Source organism: Microbulbifer mixtoriginis (SeqCode) (genome assembly GCF_052466695.1).
This window is the reverse complement of the sequence record NZ_CP174285.1, coordinates 3,204,404-3,222,762: the sequence shown is the minus strand read 5'-3', so window position 1 is coordinate 3,222,762 and position 18,359 is coordinate 3,204,404. Positions and strand designations below refer to the sequence as shown.

Here is an 18,359-nt window from a genome sequence, read left to right as displayed (position 1 = left end):
AGGATTTTTAATATGTTACGACTCGTTGCTGCTTTTATATTACTAATATCGTCGATAGGTATTAGTGCCGCAGAACCCTCCCGAGATTTTACGCTGGCTTCTAACCAAGGCGCCAACCTGCGCCTGGCGGAGCAGCGCGGTGAAGTAATTATGCTGAATTTCTGGGCATCTTGGTGTGGGCCATGCCGTCAGGAAATGCCTTTACTAGATCAGTTGCACGAGCGTTATTCCGCCGCTGGATTCCAGGTTTGGGGCGTAAACGTAGATGCACATCGATCTGATGCAGAGAAATTACTGGGAAAAATACCGGTGGACTTCCCCATCTTATTCGATAGCACCAGTGAGGTGAGCAAAATGTACGGTATTGATGCTATGCCGAGTACTGTTTTTATCGACAGAGATGGCAATGTTCGCCATATCCATAAAGGCTATCGCGATGGCGATGAGGCAGCTTATAAGAAAATCATTAAGGAATTAATCCGGGAGTAATAGAATGTTGCGCTACTTGTTGCCGCTGTTGGCGGTATCGCTATTCAGTGGCTGCACAGTAACGCCCTGGGTGGCTCCTTATGAGCGTCAATATCTGGCGGACCCGATTATGGGTTTTGAGAGAGATCCAGTCGCCGCCAGTTATATGAACCATGTTTATGAAGCCCGCGAAGCGGCCAGGGGAGCCGAAGGTGGTAGTGGAGGCGGATGTGGTTGTAACTAAGTTGTTACGTTATTTCTTTATAGTAGGGTTATTTTTGCCTACTTACGCTTTTGCTGCCGTGTTACCTGAGGAGCGAGCTGATAATCTGTACCATGCCTATAGTGGTGGAGGGGTTACCATTGATGGCCCTTCAGTGTTAATTCGTAAGAATATCGGCAACAATGTTTCCTTTTCCGCAAATTACTATGTAGATATGATTTCTGGGGCCTCTATTGATGTTGAGGCAACTGCAAGTGAATATACTGAACGGCGCGATCAGTACTCTCTCGGGGTGGATTATTTGGTGGATAAAACCACCATCAATTTAGGCTATACCAATAGCTCGGAGAGTGATTATGAGGCCCAAACAGTTGGCTTTGGCATTAGTCAAGGATTCTTTGGCGACCTAAGTACTATTGATCTGCGTGTCAGCTATGGTAGTGATGAAGTTTTTCGCAATGATGATGAGTATTTTTCTGATGAAGCTCAACACCGTCGCTATGGGGTGAGCTGGAATCAGATTCTTACACAAAAATTAATTGCTGAATTAAGCATAGAGACGGTTACCGATGAAGGTTATCTGAATAATCCTTATAGAACTGTACGTTTTCTTGATCCAACAGTTCCGCAGGGATTTAGTTATCAACCTGAGGACTATCCAAGGACCAGAAATAGTGATGCGGTAGCTATTAGATTAAAATATCGATTACCTTACCGTGCATCAATAAAAGGTGAGTATCGCCGCTATGCGGATAGCTGGGGAATAACGGCGGATAATATCGAGTTTCGTTACACTCACCCGCTAGAAGAGCAGGATGAATGGATCCTTGAAGGTAAGATACGCTATTACCAGCAAACCAGTGCCGATTTTTATAGCGACTTGTTTCCCTATTCGAAAGCTACCAGTTTTCGAGCACGTGACAAAGAGTTGAGTAACTATACCACGCTAGCACTTGGTATAGGTGTATCTTATGAATTGCCACAACGCTGGTCCCTGCTTAATCGCAGGAATACTATAAACCTATATTGGGATCATATCTTGTTTGACTACGAGGATTTCCTCGATGTTACGGTGCATGGTGATAGTACGGCTATTACTCCGGGAAGTGAACCTGCCTATAGTTTCTCTGCGAATATTATTCGTCTCTTCTGGACTGTGCGCATTTGATAATTTAAAACCCCCTCAATGGGAGAGTATGCTCCCCCATTGAGGATAGTGGTTGAATTTTGAAGAAAAGAGCCAATTACTGATCATCGGCTCGATGAATATCGTAATCCTTTATTACTGTGGCAATCCGTATCCGGTAGTGATCAAAGAAACTGACTCTACCCAATTTCTGAGCTTCCCGATGTTGGTTCTGGCACTTCCAGGATTGTACGGCTTGCTCGTCCCGCCAAAAAGAAAGTGAGAGAAAGTTGTCTGGGTTGTTGAGGCTCTGGAATCTCTCCACCGAGATAAATCCATCTATATTTTTGAGATACTTTCTCAGTTCCCGGGCCTTGGAAAAGTAGACTTCTTTGCTGTCATTTTTAGGTTTAACTTCAAAAATTACCGCGATCACCAGTTTATCCTCCCCTCAAGCGTATATAAGTAGATGGAACTGCTGTGAGGAATGAGCGCTTTTCCTCCAGGATAAATTGTTGATTTTGAGCAAATAGAAAATTGTCATGGCCACCTTCCGATGATTTCAGTCGTATTCTATATTTCTCATAGCTCGCCAGACTATCGAAACTAATCAGGCCAAATGCACGGTTATTGGTGCCTTCATAGGGTAGAAAATAGCCTATTGGCTCTCCTCCACATTCAGGGATAATTTTTCCCCAGTTCTCCGCATACTGTCTAAATTCATCGAGCTGATAGGGATTAATACGATACTCGATAAAACAGGTGATCGTCATAGGTTTTGCCTCTGTTTGGAATTCATTGCATTCTATGACACTAATTTTTTTATGCTTCGATCTACAACGAACTATCTGGTGTGTCTATGGAGCCTGATATATCTCTGGTGGCGGGTTTGATTGGTGATAAGACTCGCTCGAAAATGCTAATGGCACTGATGGGTGGCAAAGCCCTGACGGCAACTGAGTTGGCCTGTAAAGCTGATATCAGTGCTCAGACAGCGAGTACGCATTTATCCAAACTCACCGAAGGGGGTTTACTGGTGGTGCGTAAACAAGGGCGTCATAAGTATTTTCAATTGCGCGATTATGAGGTAGCAGAGTTACTAGAGAAACTACTTAATATCGGTAGTACTCCGATGCAAGGAAGTATTGATACTGGTCCTAAAGACCCCGATGTTAGGAAAGCTCGAATTTGTTACGATCACCTGGCAGGAAGTCTCGGCGTAGCCCTATACGACTCTCTAGTGGCAGAAAGTGTCATCATCGAAGAATTTCAGAGTACGAAATTGACTGAAAACGGCAAGAAATTTTTCCGTAATCTAGGTGTTGATATTGGTGGATTGAAAAATACTCGGCGTCCATTATGCAAGTCTTGTCTAGACTGGAGTGAGAGACGCAATCATCTGGCTGGCACCCTGGGTCAATGGATATTAGAGGATGCATTTCGAAAAAAATGGGCACGAAGGAGGGTGGATTCTCGTGTGATCGATTTCTCGAGCCTTGGGCTTAAGAAATTCCTGCATAACTATCGAATATCATTTGATTGTTGAATCTTGGTGCAGGCGGTAAGAAGGTATATTAACCGCCTGTTAAATGATAAATTTAATGCTATTTTGAATGGCGGCTCTTTAAGACCTTGTTTCATATATTGTTGGAGCTCTATTTTTTATTGGTGATGACCTCTAGCGAATATATAAGTTAATTTACCTTATAGGTTATTCCTGTGAATAGAAGAGTACCCAAAAAAATCGCTTTTATTGGTTCCAGTTCTATCTATGGTCGAGGTGATACCGAGTTGGGCGGTTTCGTGCAAAGGATTCGTTTCCGCTTCGAACCTTTGAATCCCAAAAACCTAGTCTACGCCCTGGGAATATTTGGTGAAAATGTTGTAACGCTCACTCAGCGGATATCATTGGAACTTTCTGTGAGAAGGCCACATTTAATAGGGCTTTACCCAGGTTTTAATGATATTTGTCGCACTGGTGGGGCAGAAGCACAGAATACGGTAACTCTAGATTTTTTTCGTCAAGCGGTGTTAGAGCTACTGCAAGCATCTAATTCGATTGCCCCCAGCTTTGTAATGACGGGTATTCCTTTCGATGAGCAGAGAACAACGCCTTATCGTGACAGTGATAGTTATTTCTTTCGTAAAGATGCACAGCTTTATAGTCAGGTGGTGAGAGAAGTTGCCTTTAGTGAGGGAGTCCCTGTGCTGGATTTTGAAAGTTTATGGTGCGCACTTGAGATTATTCCACTGCTTTCTGAGGATGGTCTCCATGCTAACCCCGCTGGGCATCAGTTACTTTGTGAGCAAACCTGGGATTTTATTTCGAGAAATTATTTATAGAGCGTCTACTTTGATTAGATATGCGTTGAGGTTCTTTCAACACTTTATATCTGATCGATATTTTTAATTTTTGTTGCGAAATTTCCATTGTCGCCTAAGAATGTTGAAGAAATTTGATAAAAGGAAGTATGAGGTGGATAGATGGGAAACAATAAAGTCACCAGTAATTTAGAATCGTTGAAAGCTCTATCTGAGGCAGCGCGGTGTGCTGAGGAGTATATTTCTGGTATTCGAGAACAAAGAGTCAGCCCATCATCTTTGGAGTTGGCTGAGTTGGAAAGATTAAACTCCTCCCTGCCTAACAAGGGGCAGGATGCTCAGCAAGTGATTGCAGATCTCCATCATTACGCCTCCCCCGCCACTGTGGCGAGTACCGGTGGTCGCTTTTTTGGTTTGGTGGTTGGAGGTTCCACACCTGCGGCAATGGGGGCCTCTATTTTGAATGCGGCCTGGGATCAGGTAGCGGTACTCGAATCATCGGCACCATCGGCCATTTACTTGGAGCGAATAGCCGCCCATTGGCTGCTGCAATTATTAGAGTTGCCAGAAGAAAGTAGTGTTGGATTTACCACTGGTTCCTCTATGGCAAACATGGTGTGTTTGGCTGCAGCGCGCAACCGTCAATATGAGAGAATGGATATTGATTTGGCGAGAACGGGGCTCGCCGGAGCCCCACCGCTGAGGATTGTCGTCTCTGCAGAATCACATGTCACAGTGCATAAAGCCCTTTCGATTCTCGGTATTGGAAAGGATCAATTGGTGAAGGCTCCTTGTGACAATCAGGGCCGTGTGCGGGTGGACACTTTTCCCGAGCTGGATGAAACCACTATCGTGTGCTTGCAGGCAGGTAACGTGAACTCTGGTCATTTCGACCCCTTTAAAGAAATTATCCCGATGGCCAGGGCGGCCGGGGCCTGGGTACATGTAGATGGCGCCTTTGGCTTGTGGGCGGCGGCATCACCCAAGCAGCGGCACCTGACTGCGGGAGTGGCGTTAGCGGACTCCTGGGCGGTGGATGGGCACAAATGGCTAAATACACCCTACGATTGTGGTGTTGCTATCTGTAGTGAAGCCCAGATGGTACATCGTGTTATGACTACTCAGGCGCCATATTTACAGGCTGGGGTTCAGGTGCCACCGAAGGATATGGTTCCCGAATTTTCCCGCCGTGCCCGAGGTGTTGAGGTCTGGGCGGCAATTCAGGAGATGGGCAGCGAGGGGGTGGCCGCTCTGGTGGAGCGGTGCTGTGGATTTGCCCGTCAGTTTGCTGATGGACTGGCCAAATTAGGCTTTGAAATTCTCAATGAGGTCGTGCTGAATCAGGTAGTGGCCAGTATCAATGATGAATCCGCTTTGCAACAGATTGTGCGTATAGTGCAGGAGGAGGGTGTGTGCTGGTTTGGTACTACTGTGTGGCAGGGTAGAGTGGCGTTACGTCTCAGTGTCTCGTCCTGGGCAACTTCGGCAGAGGATATTGCTTTGTCACTGGATTCTATTCGCCGAGCAATGGAACAGGTGCTTGGGGCCAAGTGATTCTAATTCCCGCTTGGAGAGATCAACTTTTGGGCGTTGCCACTCTGTGCGGTGGCAATACTGACTAAGCGCTGTGCTCGTTTTCCCTAGAGGATTCAGAACTCCACTGCTGAATGCAGTCTATCCTTCTGGTTGGCCCATGAATTTTAAAGTGGGCTGAACTGAGAACATTGGCGCATGGAGCAGATGAGCGATTACCCTAGAGCACTGGAAATCACCTTCGATTCGGTGCGCAATGTTGGCTTGGCTGCAGCCTTGCTGGGGGCTGCAGCGGTGATTATTCAGGCTCCCTCTCTTGCATTTAATCTCAATTGGTTGGCCTATACCGAAGCGGCACTGCTGGCTGGCTTATCTGCAGTATTGCAGTTATTAAATCTTGGCGCCTGGTTTCTGTCTATGCGTCGTCTGGGCTATAACCGGTTTTGGCTTACCCTGGCCGGCGGCCTATTTATGATTTTATTGATGCACTTTTATGTGGCTGTTGCTTCGACCAGTCTTAGAGGGCTGACTTTCACTTCGATGAATTGATCCTTTATCAGATCACACCGTTTTTATAGACAAGCAGCACGGGCCAGGGAGACCCTGTCGTGAGTATGACATTCTGGATTGTTTTAATACTTTTACTGATTTTTGTCTGGTTACTGGGGATCGCTTTTTTTAGCCCAAATCTGAACCGTAATGAATTGTCCAATTTTTCCTACAACCAGTTGGCTTTTGCCGATGGTTTCTCGGTGAATTATCGGGAAGTTGGCAGGGAGGGGCGTCCGTTGCTGTTGTGCTTTCACGGTGGTGGTGATTCCTTAGGGGGTTGGGGAGAGTGGGCAAAAGTTTTGGCTAGGGATTACCACCTGATATTGGTGGATCTCCCTGGCCATGGGCTCACAGATCCCTTGCCGGGGGGCACCTATACCCCCAAACACCTGGCGGATTTTATTGGGCGCTTCATTGAGGCAATGGGCTTAGAAAAGTTTGTGTTGGTTGGCCATTCCTTTGGAGGCAACGCAGTATTGCGATACCTGATTGAACATCCCGATGCTGCAGAGGCTGCCATCTTGATTGCACCGGGTGGTTACCAATGTGGCAAGGGGTTGGAAATGCCTCCAGCTATGGCACGATTTGTACTTAGTCACTGGGGGCGACGCTTTGTCTCTCATCTGGGTAGCCGTGGGTTGCTTAGAAGAATGTTAAAAGCCCGGTTTTTCTACAACCCAGCGTCGCTGCCTGAAAAAATGGTGGAACGTATCTACCTCCTCTCCCGTTATAAAAAAAACCGGGGAACAGTTCTTAATTTGGTAGCTAATGCCACTGTAAATTTTCAACCACTTAACGGTCTTGAAAATATCAAGACTCCCACTCTGTTTATTTGGGGTGCGGATGACCACATTATTCCCTTGGAGGTGGGGCGCTATTTTTCAGGTAAAATATCTGGCAGTCAATTGATAGCTTATGAAAATATTGGGCATATGGTTCATGTTGAAAATGCAAAAACCAGTGCCGATGATGCAATTAAATTTATCAAAGGGTTGTAGTGATTTTTGCTAAAGTGAAAAACAACTAAAAGTTTAGTGGGTGCCTACCTGGAATTTATGTTTATTTTAATGGTAGATTAAATATCCACTTGAATTGTTTGTCTGGCAGAGGTTGGTAAATATCTTGCCTGTCTAATAAAAGTCGCCGTTAGTGCTCGCAATTTTTTAAGGTGAGTGTTTTTGCCTGTTAAAATTCAGGTTTTGATAAGAATAAATAAAAAATTAAAGGTGAAAAATCTTTTGTTCTGCATGCTGGCAATGTTGTAATTTGAGAAAATTTTTCAATTAATATTTTTAATTTTCCCGCATCACAATATGGTCAAAGACTTGGGCTGGCTAAGTAAAGTGTTGGTGCTATGAAAGCTATGGATATGTTTAGGATAGTGAATTTTGTCATGCGGAAACACGTGGTTATTAGGCACCGCTTTGTCATGGGGGAATCCGCTATGCGGGCTGTACTGTGGCGGAAGGCGATAATATTGTTGTTTCTAGTAATCCTACCTATAACAATGGCGCACATGTTGTGGTGTGTAATTATTTTTCCTTGGTAGATAAAAGACACCGTATTCCATTAGTTAATGGTTTAAGCTGTGAAGATTTTAGAATCTGCCAGAATTATGCTGTTTGCTCTTGCGTTGACAATATGTGTACAGGGGGAAAGCCAAAGATTGGAATGTTTCAGAAAAAATAATTTTGTAGATCATTATAGCGATGGTTTGGATGGAGGTATTGTACCTTGGATTGTTTATAACCCTTGGCGATCATCACTACAAGTGACTGAATTTAAATATAGTTTAGCTGACAACAAGATAATTTACCCTGGATTTAATATATCAAGAATGGTGGTGTACATCACTATAAGATATTTCGTGATGAGGATTTCCTGGCAGAACTCGCCGTCTAAGTTACAGTGATTTAGAAGCGAAATAATATAAACTGTCGCTATAGAGTAATTGCTGTAGACCATGCTGGATAAGAGAGGCCTTCTGGTTGTCTGGATATGCTCCCTGAATAAATTGAAAAAGTACTTGCCTTAGGTTAAGTAAGTTAAAGGTAAATAAGTGCCCATTTTTTAGGAGGTCTAAGCTTTCTTTATAATGTGAGTATGTATCATTTTTGTTTTCTTTTTGAAAGTGAAAGCTCTTTGAAACTTATATGGTAGCTGTTTGTCAAATGAGTTTATAAGTTGAAGGGTTTAATTAAAAGCTAAAAGTTTTCTATCTATTTATATTTGGTTTTTTAAAGGTGTGCATTTGATGAGTAAGATGTGTGGGTGGGATCTCTATTAAGTAGCGTTCTTTTTTCTCGTTCATGTGATTTATCTTTTTCTATTGTTCGTTAATTGGAAACAAAGTTAAGCCAATATTGAAATAATAATATCTAATAGATTTCACAGAATAGAGGGCCATCATTAATATAATCCGCCGGGATTTATACCAAGCACAACTATATTCACCGAGACTGATATGAGTGAGCTATTTAAGCTGATCACAGCTATTTCTTTATCCGCATTTCTGGTTGCCTGTGGGGGGGGCGGAGGCAGCTCTAATAGTGAGAAAGATAATAATCCTGGGGTTATTGATAATAATGGCGCTGGGACCTCTGATCCTGATCCTGATCCTGATCCTGATCCTGATCCTGATCCTGATCCTGATCCCGATCCCGATCCCGACCCTAGTCCCGATACTATTAGTGGCGGTGAAGGTAGCGTTAGCGAGGATAATGAGACCTCTACCTCTGGCAAGTTGATTGATAGCGTTGATGCCGAGCAAACTTTTGGAAAGCTTACTGAATGGGGAAAATACGGTCTGCTTGATGTTTCTCTTGATGGTACCTGGAGCTATACCCTGGATGCGGGCCTGGCTGACCCCTTGAGCGCTGATGAATTGGCAATTGATGAATTTATGGTTGGTGTTGGAGTAGGTGATGACATCACATTAATTACTATTCAGGTGACAGGTGCGGATGATGCTTACACTTTTAGCCCTGAATCCCCTCTTGCTACTTTGCTCGTGGGGAGCAGTGAAGAAGCCAAGGGTACTCTGACAATCATAGATGTCGACAGCAATACCCCAGGATTTGTTGAGAGTAGCATTGCTGGGAATTATGGTGATTTTAGTATTACCGACGTCGGTGACTGGAAATATACCTTGAATGACACAGCGCAGAGTCTCAGTTCAGGGGATGCGGTCACAGATACCGTCACTTTCACATTAACTGATGGAGCTGAAAAATCTGTTGTTTTTTCTGTTGTTACTGTTGACCCTAATGGCAATGGATCCTTTGAACTCTCATTGGAACAAAAGCGCGTAATGCTGGATACCCACAATGAGTATCGTCAAAGGTGTGCTATGGGAGAAGCTGGTGAGGGTAACGGCCCAGAGAGTTCCGGTAATATGCAGACACTTTTTTGGGATGACGCCTTGGCCAAGATGGCGAAGGAGAGAGCTTCTGCGTGTTATTTTGGACACTTCAATGAAGCGGAGGGAATTAGGCAATCTTTCGATAAAGTTAAAGATGAAGTCTCTTTTGTGTTGCCAGCAGGTAATATTGAAATTGGAGAGAATGTTTCAATCAATATTTTCAATCCGCCGGCATCGCAATATAGCGCCGAAACATGGGCTGGTTCAGTTGAATCCTGGTACGCTGAAAGTAATTCCTATGATTGGGATATGAAATTTTGTCATGATGAAACATGCGGACATTGGGCTCAGGTATGCCATGGAGAAACCCGCTATGTAGGCTGTGCTGTAGCGGAATGCGATAGTATTGTTGGTTCTAATAATCCTGCCTACAACGATGGCGCACATGTGCTGGTCTGTAATTACTTTCCTTCGTTGAATAAAGGTGATATTCCCTTCACTGATGGATATGGATTTAAAACTTGCAGGACGTGTCTTAATTATGACCTTCCTTTCTGTGTAGACAATATGTGTACCGGAGGAATAGCCAAAAACTGGAATGCTTCTGAGAAGAAAAATAAGAATATTGATCAATGTACCGATGGCTTAGGTAGGGATATAGTACCCTGTAATTATGGTAACCATCCTCCACCCGCTCAAGTTACGGGGTTCAAATATACGGTCTCTGATTGGCAGGTAGATTTGTCCTGGAATGAAACCATCAGGAATGGTGGTGTGCATCATTATAAGATCTTTCGTGGAGAGGAACTTATAGATAAAACACGTCAATTATCCTATAGGGATTCTGATGTGGAGCAGGATGCTACTTATCGATATAAAATCATTGCGGTAGACCATGCTGGTCAGGAAGGCTTGCCTGCTTATTTGGATGTAAGTACTAATTCAAATTAGTGAAGAGTAAAAATTAATATGATTTGAGGGCGGGGGAAGCCAATATATGGTGGAGTTCAAGCTCTCAATTCATAATTGCTTAAAAATTTTACTGGCCTAATATTACTTTTATATTTTTACTGTTGAGTGTTGACTGGTTATTGCATAAAAAATAATTTTAATGGGATGTTCAAGTTGGATTTACCTACAGAATATTTTCAAGTGCTTTATCATTAGATGAGGGCCAGCTTTACCTCCTAAAGCAAATCGAGGGAGTTTTCCTTAGATAAAAAAGGCCGCATAGCGGCCAGGTTTGGGGGGATAAAAGAGGTAGAATTATTTTATTTTAACCAAGTCGTAATCACCCAATGCGGGCACTGTCAGGTGAATTTTTGATTCCAGACGGTCGATGGATTGCAGGGAGGCACATAGCTGCTCCGCAGTGTGTTCAATTTGCTCAGCGCGTTGTTCCAGTAGTTCTTCCGCTTCCTCGGTAACACGCTCCTCAATACTCTGACCGCCAGTGAAGGCTGCCTTGAGTGCGTGCCAGGCAATAGTTCCTGCGGCATCCTTTGCCAAGCGTTCGATGCGGGGCTCAAATTCTTTGGAAATCGTCTCGTCGATAAAGTTACCAATCTCAGTATCGCCGAGATAGTAGATTTCTCCCTCGCGATTGAGACGATCTTCGGTGCGCTGGATTAAATCTGCAGAGAACTGCTTAAGCTCCTGATTTTCTGGATGATCTGGCCCGGCCAGGGCGCTAATAGCAATAGATAAGCCATCCATAGCGATATCTACGGCCTCTAAAGTGACTAGCAAGGTATCACGGCCGGCTACATGCAGTTTTTGGCGATATTCCTGTAACAGCCCTTGTTGTTGATCATCCAGGGTGATCATGTCTCCATTTACTATTAGCTGTGCAGGTGAGTGAAAAGACACCAATTGCTGCTTATCGCTATCCTCGTGTATTTCGAAAAAATCGGACCCCACTTTTACGGTGTAATCCAGGGTGGACTCACAGTTGTCAGTATCGATATGAATGGACTCAAGTGCCATAACTTGGCTGGCTCCACCCAGGCTGATCAGGGCTGATATCGCAAGTGGCTTCCACATATTTATATCTCTGTATTGTACCTTTCCCATTGAGACGAGGTAGGGGCTGTGAATAGATGCAGAGAATAGGAAAAAAATTGCAGGTTATTTTTTATACAGATCGGGACTTCTCTAAGTGCTACCCTAGGCCGCGGTCCAATGCGGTGATGGTGCTGCAGGGTATTGGCTCTAAATAATTAAGAATTGGGGGATGGCAAATGTCATTCAGCAGGCAGTTGATGGCTCTGTGCTTAGTGTTGTTAAGCACAGTGGCTCGGTCTGGGGATATCGCCGAGTACACGGCGGATATGCGCAAGTACAGTGGTTATCACGATTTCTATTGGGATGAAAACAGCGGTCGGATGCTGTTGCAGATTAATGAGTTTGAGCGTGAACTGCTGCTTCTCACCGGTCTGGCCCAGGGGCTTGGATCCAACCCTGTGGGTCTGGACCGCAATCAGATAGGCGAGAGCCGTTTGGTTAAGTTCCAACGTGTGGGTAACAGGGTGCTAATGCACCAAGTGAACGCCAACTATCGCGCTGAATCAGAAAACCTGGCAGAACGCCGCGCGGTGGAGGAGGCTTTTGCCTCTTCTGTGCTCTGGGGTTTTGAAACCTTGGCACAGGAGGATGGCGTTGCCCTGGTGGACTTTACCCCCTTCCTTCTCAGCGATCAGCACGGTATTAGTGCTCGTTTGAAACAGGCGGAGCAAGGCAATTACTCTGTGGATAAGTCCAAGTCCGCAATCTACTTGCCCCGCACCAAAAATTTCCCCAAGAACAGTGAGTTTGAGGCTCAACTGACTTTTTCTGGTAACAAGCCTGGTAAGTATTTGCGTGAAGTGGTGCCAACTCCCACTCTGGTTTCGCTGCGTCAGCATATCTCTCTAATAGAGCTTCCTGATAAACAGTACCAGCCGCGGGTATTTCACAGCCGCAGCGGTTATTTCCCCTTCACTTTCCGTGATTACGCTACGGCAATTGACCAGCCTCTGGATCAGCGCCTTATCTACCGGCACCGCCTGGAGAAAAAACCGGGTAGTGATGAAGTGGTTGAGCCTATTGTTTATTACGTGGACCCCGGTGTGCCGGAGCCTGTACGCAGCGCGTTGGTAGAGGGAGCCAGTTGGTGGAACCAGGCTTTTACTGCAGCCGGTTATAAGGACGCCTTCCGCGTGGAAATCTTGCCGGAAGGTGTAGATCCGCTGGATGTGCGTTACAACGTAATCAATTGGGTACACCGCTCCACCCGCGGTTGGTCCTATGGGTATTCTGTTTTTGACCCCCGTACCGGCGAGATTCTCAAGGGTAATGTAACTCTGGGCTCCCTGCGTGTACGCCAGGACTTTCTAATCGCCCAGGGGCTTTTGCAGCCCTATTCCGATAAATCTGCTAATACCCAGGCCTTGCAGGCGATGGCGTTAGCTCGAATTCGTCAGCTGTCTGCTCACGAAGTGGGGCATACCCTGGGTCTTGCGCATAATTTTGCCGCGAGTGCCGTAGAGCGCGCTTCCGTGATGGATTATCCGGCGCCGCTGATTGCTCTGTTGGGCACCGAGCTGGATTTCTCCGAGGCATATGCCACTGGTATTGGCGATTGGGATAAGTTAGCAATTCGCTATGGCTACGGAAACAGCGGGGAGGAACAGTCCTATCTGGATAGCATCATCGAAGAAGCGGAGAAGCAAAAGCTGCGCTTTATTTCTGACCCCGATTCCCGCGCGATAAACAATGCTCATGCAGCCTCCCATTTATGGGATAACGGCAGGGATCCCCTGGAAGAGTTCAGCCGTTTAACCGAGCTGCGCCGCCATGCTCTGGATAATTTCTCCCGCGCGGCAAATCCCAAATCCGCACCTCGCTCTGACATGGAGGAGACCCTGGTGCCAGTTTACTACGGGCATCGCTATCAGGCCGAAGCCGTGGGCAAGTTGATTGGTGGGCTGGATTACGATTACTTATATAACGGCGCTGAGCAGAATAGCTACACGCTAGTACCGGCTGAACGCCAACAGCAAGCCATGGATGCGCTAGTTGAAACTCTGTCGCCAGAATTTTTGGCATTGTCAGAACAGGTTCTTCAGCTAATTCCCCCCAAATCCTATGGTTATGAACGCACCAGGGAGAGTTTCCCCTCTCACACCGGTGTTGCCTTCGACGCAGTGGCTTTGGCCGAAGCAGCAGCGGGTCACACCCTGTCGATCCTGATGGACCCACAGCGGGCGGCACGTATGGATCAGCAGAATGCACGTAGTAGTGAAATTCCCGCATTCGATAGCCTATTAGAGAGGCTTACGACGGGATCTCTAAATAATGAACAGTATTCCGGTTTACACGCGTCAATTCACCAGCGTATCAACCATGTATACATCCAGAAGCTGATGCTGCTTGCTAGTGATCGCACTGCCGCTGAATCGATACGAGCCAAGGCACAATTACAGCTGGCCAAATTCCAATTGGCACTTGGGCAGAAAAAATTATTTGGTGAAGATTCGCAGGGATACAATGCCCATTATTATTTCCAAGCCAAACGCATTGAATCTTTTATGCGCGGTGAACTTGAAGTAAAAGCCGGGGACATTAAAGCGATGCCACCGGGTTCACCAATCTGAGTCTTGTCGCGTTTGAGATTAAGCCTGAGATCACCCGGAATAATTGCCGGGCGATCCCAGGCAAGATCAGCTGCGAATGAACTGAGATTTTTTTATCCAGTGACTGCCGCGATACTTTCTCGTAGAGGCGGAATTGCGTTTTGCCCAGAAGAAATGGCGATTAAACTGGAACTCTACTTCATAACCTTCTGCCAGGGCTGCCAATGGCATCGCTTGCCAGCTGGTCTGACGCCGTTTGCTGGTGGCTTCCAGTAGGTACTCCTGGCCATCCAATATGGCAACTACCCAGGCGTGTCCCTGGCCTTTGTGTGTCCCTAGTGCTACTCGCGCGTCCACGCCCAGCTCAATCAGCCAGTCGGCCAGTAAGATGGCATGATCTTCGCAGTCGCCGCGCTTTTGATAATAAGCCTGACGGGATGTCTGCCAGATATCGGAAAGTCCGGCATACTGCAGATGGTCGTACTGATACTCCTTTTGCATCGCCAAAGTATATAGCGGTACCCAAAGCTCGCGGGTTTGGAAAGGCTTGAAGCCCACCAGGTAGCTATTGGCAAAATGGTGCTGTTTATCCAGCCCTCTTGCAGTAGCTGTGACTGCCTCCAGCCCTTGCCAGTTCCAGATGGAAACCTGTGCGCTCTCCTCAAGAGAACGCTTGGCCACTACCTGTTGGATTGTTTCTTCCGATAGTGGATAGCTGGTACCCACTACTCTTACCACCCCATTTTGGCGATCTATGGTATCAGCGTTAGTAGAACCATAGGCCCTACTTGCTGAATTGAGGGGCTGCTCCGACGAAGGTTTTAATTCAGGCTCTTGAATTGTATTGCGTAGAATTTCTGGCAGTGTTAACAGCACAGAGAAAATAAGCAAGGGGACAATCCATTTATACACGTTTTTACCCTTTCAATCCGAAAGAAATAATGATGGCAACAAAAATCAGAATTGTGGACGCAAAGATAGAAACTGCGATATTGCCATTTTTCAATTCACCTTCGATGTCTACTGTACGTAGCAGTTTTTTGTCGATTGTTATTAAGGCGATTATTCCAATAAAAAGAGCCAAAACTGTGTAGATTAGGTTGATGCCGAGATTAAATAGTGTTGCGGTTATAAATTCTAATTGCATATTTTTTATTTCGATAAATCAGATTTAAATTTTTATCGATTGTAACATCTTTCACTTAATTTCTCTGTCTTGTTGTATGTGAGTAAATGCAATATCTTGTTTTTTTTATTGATTGGTGTTGAAAATGCGTTTTGTTTCAGTTGCGGGCCTGGCGGCTTTCCTTTTTATGTTGTCCGCTTGTGGTGAGCGAGTAGAAGTGCCGCCTGCACATGTTGGCAAGGTGTTAACGGAGAGTGGCTACAAGCCCGAAGTGGTACCGCCTTCCAAGTTTCGCTTGGATATGTGTATGTTTTATTGTGACAAGTTGGTCACAATGACAATTGCAGACTTTGGTCATTTGGAAAAATTTAAAGTCTTTATGCCCAAAGATCAGCTTAATATGAGCTTTGATGTACGTATGACCGGTGCCATCAGTAGAGAGGCTATCGATAGTGTTTTCGATCGTATTCCGCCTGACAATGACAATATTTCGGTAAATCGCGTTTATGGTACTTATGCACAGCCGGTAATTAGAGATGTGGTACGCCGTGTTGTAGCCAAGTACTCCATCAATGAGATTGCTTCAAGCCGAGAGTCTCTGAGCCACGAGCTGTTTAATGAGGTATCCAAAGCCCTAAAAGGCACACCTATTGAGATTAAGCGATTGGGACTAGCGGATATCCAATTTCCTAAGGTCATCACTCAGGCTAAAGAGCGTGCGGCCGAGCGACGTGAACTCATAGAGCAGGAAAAGGCTCAATTTCAGATTCAGAAGATACAGATGGAGCGCGATTTGGAGAGGGAAAAAATGAATCGTGCCATTGCCCGTGAAAAAGCGATTGGACAGAAAGAGGTCAATGATCTGCTTGCCAAATCGGTGACGGATAAATATCTGGCTTATAGAACCTTGGAAGTCCTCGATAAAATGGCTGAGTCAAACAACAAGGTATTTTTGCCTGTAGAGGCATTGGGGACCATCGGCATGCAACACGCGGTCCTTAATGATCAAGTAAAGCAGGTGGCTGGTAAATAGTGTTTGCAGATAAAGGCTGGAAGCAACTTCTGGCCTTTTATAACCTGGCGAGCAGATTTTTGTTGGGGAAATTGGATGCTTATAAAATATTAAACATTATGTAAGTATTTAGAGCTTCTATTTCTGGAAAGCTATAGCTCAGAGCACACTTGGCTGTTCCCGCAATAACAGGCCATATTATTTCAGCTGCTGACTGCTAATTTTAATCAGAGGATGAATCCTTCCCAAAGGGGGAGCAATAAGCTCCCCCATCTGAGAAGGTTCGATCAGAATTACATGGAGCCGGTGCAACCATTGGCCGCCAGGTAATCAAATGCGGCTTTGGCTTGAACCAAGCCATAACCATAGGCATTGTCACGGCCTGCATCACCCAGATCCTCTGCGGTAGCATGCAGGGCTGTGCGAATTTCGCTGTTGCTACAGTTCGGGTAGTGGCTCCAAACCAGAGCAGCTACACCAGCAACATGTGGGGTCGCCATGGAGGTGCCATTAAAGTAGGCGTAATCCTGTGCTTCGGTCTCTATCGTGGCACTGGCACCCAGCTGGGTTAATAAAGCGCTGCCATCCGCATCGGAAATACCCACGGAAGGAATATGAGTCTCCACGCCACCATGGGTACCGTAAAGCATTCCGGGTACGTTGTTATAGATGATCGCTCCAACACCACCACCGGCTTCACAGTTCAGAACTTTATCAGCAAAGCTGATATTGCCACGTTGAATTAAACAGATTTTACCTGCTGCGCTTACGCAGGCAGATTCAGCGGTACCACAATCTTCCAAGGCTCCGGTAATTGTCCCAATGGGAGTACCAGTCATAGCTGCGGCTTCGACTTCAGCCCCTGCTACTTCCAGGGTGGCTGCCTGGCCGCTGCCAGTGGGGATGGAGGACAATACCTGCACGCCAGGCCCGGCGAGTTCAACCTGGTTGGTTTGCTGGGAGAAACCTGCGATGTTTTTGCCGCTGTCAATCGCTGCTACGGATACAACGGAGTTGTATGAGGCCGGGTAACTATGGCGGGTATTGCCATCATTACCAGCGGCGGCAATTGAGAGAATGCCGCGTTTATTGAGGTTGTCGAAACCGCGTCTCTCAAAGAAGCTGGCTCTGTCACCACCGAGGCTCATATTAATTACATTTGCACCATTCGCTGCACAATCTTCTGCAGCGGCAATCAGGGATGAAGAGTAAGCCCAGCCATCAGCACCAAATACTTTGACGATGTGCAGATTGATATTGCTGTTAGGCATTACCCCCACAACGCCAGCGTTATTGTTCATGGCGGCAATAGTGCCGGCTACATGGGTACCATGGCCATTTTGATCTTCATACCAGTTGCCAGTACCCTCTGGATCGTTGCTACCGGTAACGGCATTTCCTGACAGGTCTTCGTGGGCCAGATCGTAACCGGAATCAATGATACATACGGTGCGGTTGCCAGCTTGTAAATCGCTGAGTTGGTCTGCCTGTACCATAGGGATACCGTAAGGTACCTCCTGAGACAGTGGATAGCGTTTCAAATCCTCTTCAATAAAGGCGACATTGGGGTTCCTGCGTAGTGCCATTAATGCTTTTGCCGGCAGGTGTGCAGCCATAGCGTTATGGTTGCGGACGTCAAGCGCTTTACGGCCGCCGTTTTGCTGAACCAGAGACCTGACGGACTCCCCCTTGCCTTCTTTGAATGTAACGATATAGCGCTTGTCTTCGGCAGTGGCAGATGCCGCTAGGCTTAATGCCAGGGCGCCGCTGGCAAATATCGAAAGGGCCTTTTTCATGAGTTACTCCTTAACAGATATTATTTTATTTTTGGGAAAAGGAAATCCTTACGGGAAGCAAATCCCGCCTTTCCCCGTCATGAAAAATAACAACCTTTTAGTTTTTGAGGAATCAAAAACGTGCTTTTTATTTAAAAAAATATATTTTTAATAGCTGGTTAAAAATTGGCGTTTTTTTCATTGAAAGGTTTTCACTTGAAAACGTTTCTTTACGGCGGGTATAAAAA

17 protein-coding genes are annotated in these 18,359 nt (G+C 45.8%); 11 read left to right on the top strand and 6 right to left on the bottom strand.

Annotated elements, in window-relative coordinates:
- Positions 1–12: 12 nt before the first annotated feature.
- Genes ACJJI0_RS13915 through ACJJI0_RS13905 form a run of 3 tightly spaced genes read left to right on the top strand, consistent with a single transcriptional unit; the run spans position 13 to position 1,859 of the window.
- On the top strand, positions 13–489 hold the full coding sequence (locus ACJJI0_RS13915; protein ID WP_444883052.1) for a TlpA family protein disulfide reductase: 477 nt from the start codon (positions 13–15) through the stop codon (positions 487–489).
- Between the two features lie 4 nt (positions 490–493).
- Positions 494–712, top strand: coding sequence for a DUF4266 domain-containing protein (locus tag ACJJI0_RS13910; protein WP_020414172.1), 219 nt, complete (start codon positions 494–496; stop codon positions 710–712).
- The gene (locus tag ACJJI0_RS13905; RefSeq protein ID WP_444883051.1) at positions 699–1,859 is read left to right on the top strand and encodes a DUF3570 domain-containing protein; all 1,161 of its coding nucleotides are present in this window, start codon (positions 699–701) and stop codon (positions 1,857–1,859) included. The genes ACJJI0_RS13910 and ACJJI0_RS13905 overlap by 14 nt, the downstream gene beginning before the upstream one ends.
- Positions 1,860–1,935: 76 nt before the next feature.
- On the opposite strand, the gene ACJJI0_RS13900 is transcribed toward ACJJI0_RS13905, so the two are convergent.
- A complete protein-coding gene (locus tag ACJJI0_RS13900; protein ID WP_444883050.1) occupies positions 1,936–2,253 on the bottom strand; it encodes an antibiotic biosynthesis monooxygenase family protein in 318 nt (105 codons plus the stop codon).
- A gap of 4 nt (positions 2,254–2,257) precedes the next feature.
- The gene (locus ACJJI0_RS13895) at positions 2,258–2,590 is read right to left on the bottom strand and encodes an NIPSNAP family protein (protein WP_444883049.1); all 333 of its coding nucleotides are present in this window, start codon (positions 2,588–2,590) and stop codon (positions 2,258–2,260) included.
- Positions 2,591–2,676: 86 nt separating this feature from the next.
- Here ACJJI0_RS13895 and ACJJI0_RS13890 point away from each other — a divergent pair, with 86 nt between their 5' ends.
- The 6 genes from ACJJI0_RS13890 (at position 2,677) to ACJJI0_RS13865 (ending at position 10,536) form a co-directional block, all read left to right on the top strand.
- Positions 2,677–3,363: an ArsR/SmtB family transcription factor gene (locus tag ACJJI0_RS13890; protein ID WP_444883048.1), complete on the top strand. Its 687-nt coding sequence runs from the start codon at positions 2,677–2,679 to the stop codon at positions 3,361–3,363.
- Positions 3,364–3,536: 173 nt separating this feature from the next.
- The gene (locus tag ACJJI0_RS13885; protein ID WP_444883047.1) at positions 3,537–4,160 is read left to right on the top strand and encodes a GDSL-type esterase/lipase family protein; all 624 of its coding nucleotides are present in this window, start codon (positions 3,537–3,539) and stop codon (positions 4,158–4,160) included.
- Positions 4,161–4,301: 141 nt separating this feature from the next.
- Complete coding sequence (locus ACJJI0_RS13880; RefSeq protein WP_444883046.1) at positions 4,302–5,693, top strand: pyridoxal phosphate-dependent decarboxylase family protein; 1,392 nt, start codon at positions 4,302–4,304, stop codon at positions 5,691–5,693.
- Between the two features lie 186 nt (positions 5,694–5,879).
- Entirely contained in the window at positions 5,880–6,221 is a 342-nt protein-coding gene (locus tag ACJJI0_RS13875) for a hypothetical protein (protein ID WP_444883045.1), read from the top strand.
- A 65-nt stretch (positions 6,222–6,286) separates the two neighbouring features.
- On the top strand, positions 6,287–7,222 hold the full coding sequence (locus tag ACJJI0_RS13870; RefSeq protein WP_444885936.1) for an alpha/beta fold hydrolase: 936 nt from the start codon (positions 6,287–6,289) through the stop codon (positions 7,220–7,222).
- A 1,466-nt stretch (positions 7,223–8,688) separates the two neighbouring features.
- Positions 8,689–10,536, top strand: coding sequence for a VCBS domain-containing protein (locus ACJJI0_RS13865; RefSeq protein WP_444883044.1), 1,848 nt, complete (start codon positions 8,689–8,691; stop codon positions 10,534–10,536).
- Between the two features lie 315 nt (positions 10,537–10,851).
- On the opposite strand, the gene ACJJI0_RS13860 is transcribed toward ACJJI0_RS13865, so the two are convergent.
- Entirely contained in the window at positions 10,852–11,628 is a 777-nt protein-coding gene (locus tag ACJJI0_RS13860) for a DUF2884 family protein (RefSeq protein ID WP_444883043.1), read from the bottom strand.
- Between the two features lie 197 nt (positions 11,629–11,825).
- Here ACJJI0_RS13860 and ACJJI0_RS13855 point away from each other — a divergent pair, with 197 nt between their 5' ends.
- Positions 11,826–14,219 (top strand): zinc-dependent metalloprotease, encoded by a 2,394-nt coding sequence (locus tag ACJJI0_RS13855; protein WP_444883042.1) that lies wholly within the window; start codon positions 11,826–11,828, stop codon positions 14,217–14,219.
- Between the two features lie 66 nt (positions 14,220–14,285).
- Here the strand turns inward: ACJJI0_RS13855 and ACJJI0_RS13850 are convergent, their stop codons facing one another.
- A complete protein-coding gene (locus tag ACJJI0_RS13850) occupies positions 14,286–15,110 on the bottom strand; it encodes a transglutaminase domain-containing protein (protein WP_444883041.1) in 825 nt (274 codons plus the stop codon).
- Positions 15,111–15,114: 4 nt separating this feature from the next.
- A complete protein-coding gene (locus ACJJI0_RS13845; protein WP_252083660.1) occupies positions 15,115–15,345 on the bottom strand; it encodes a DUF350 domain-containing protein in 231 nt (76 codons plus the stop codon).
- A gap of 124 nt (positions 15,346–15,469) precedes the next feature.
- On the opposite strand from ACJJI0_RS13845, the gene ACJJI0_RS13840 reads away from it, so the two are divergent.
- Positions 15,470–16,357 carry an SPFH domain-containing protein gene (locus ACJJI0_RS13840; RefSeq protein ID WP_444883040.1) on the top strand — a complete coding sequence of 296 codons (888 nt, stop codon included), beginning with the start codon at positions 15,470–15,472 and terminating at the stop codon, positions 16,355–16,357.
- A 272-nt stretch (positions 16,358–16,629) separates the two neighbouring features.
- On the opposite strand, the gene ACJJI0_RS13835 is transcribed toward ACJJI0_RS13840, so the two are convergent.
- A complete protein-coding gene (locus tag ACJJI0_RS13835; protein ID WP_444883039.1) occupies positions 16,630–18,132 on the bottom strand; it encodes a S8 family serine peptidase in 1,503 nt (500 codons plus the stop codon).
- Between the last annotated feature and the right edge of the window lie 227 nt (positions 18,133–18,359).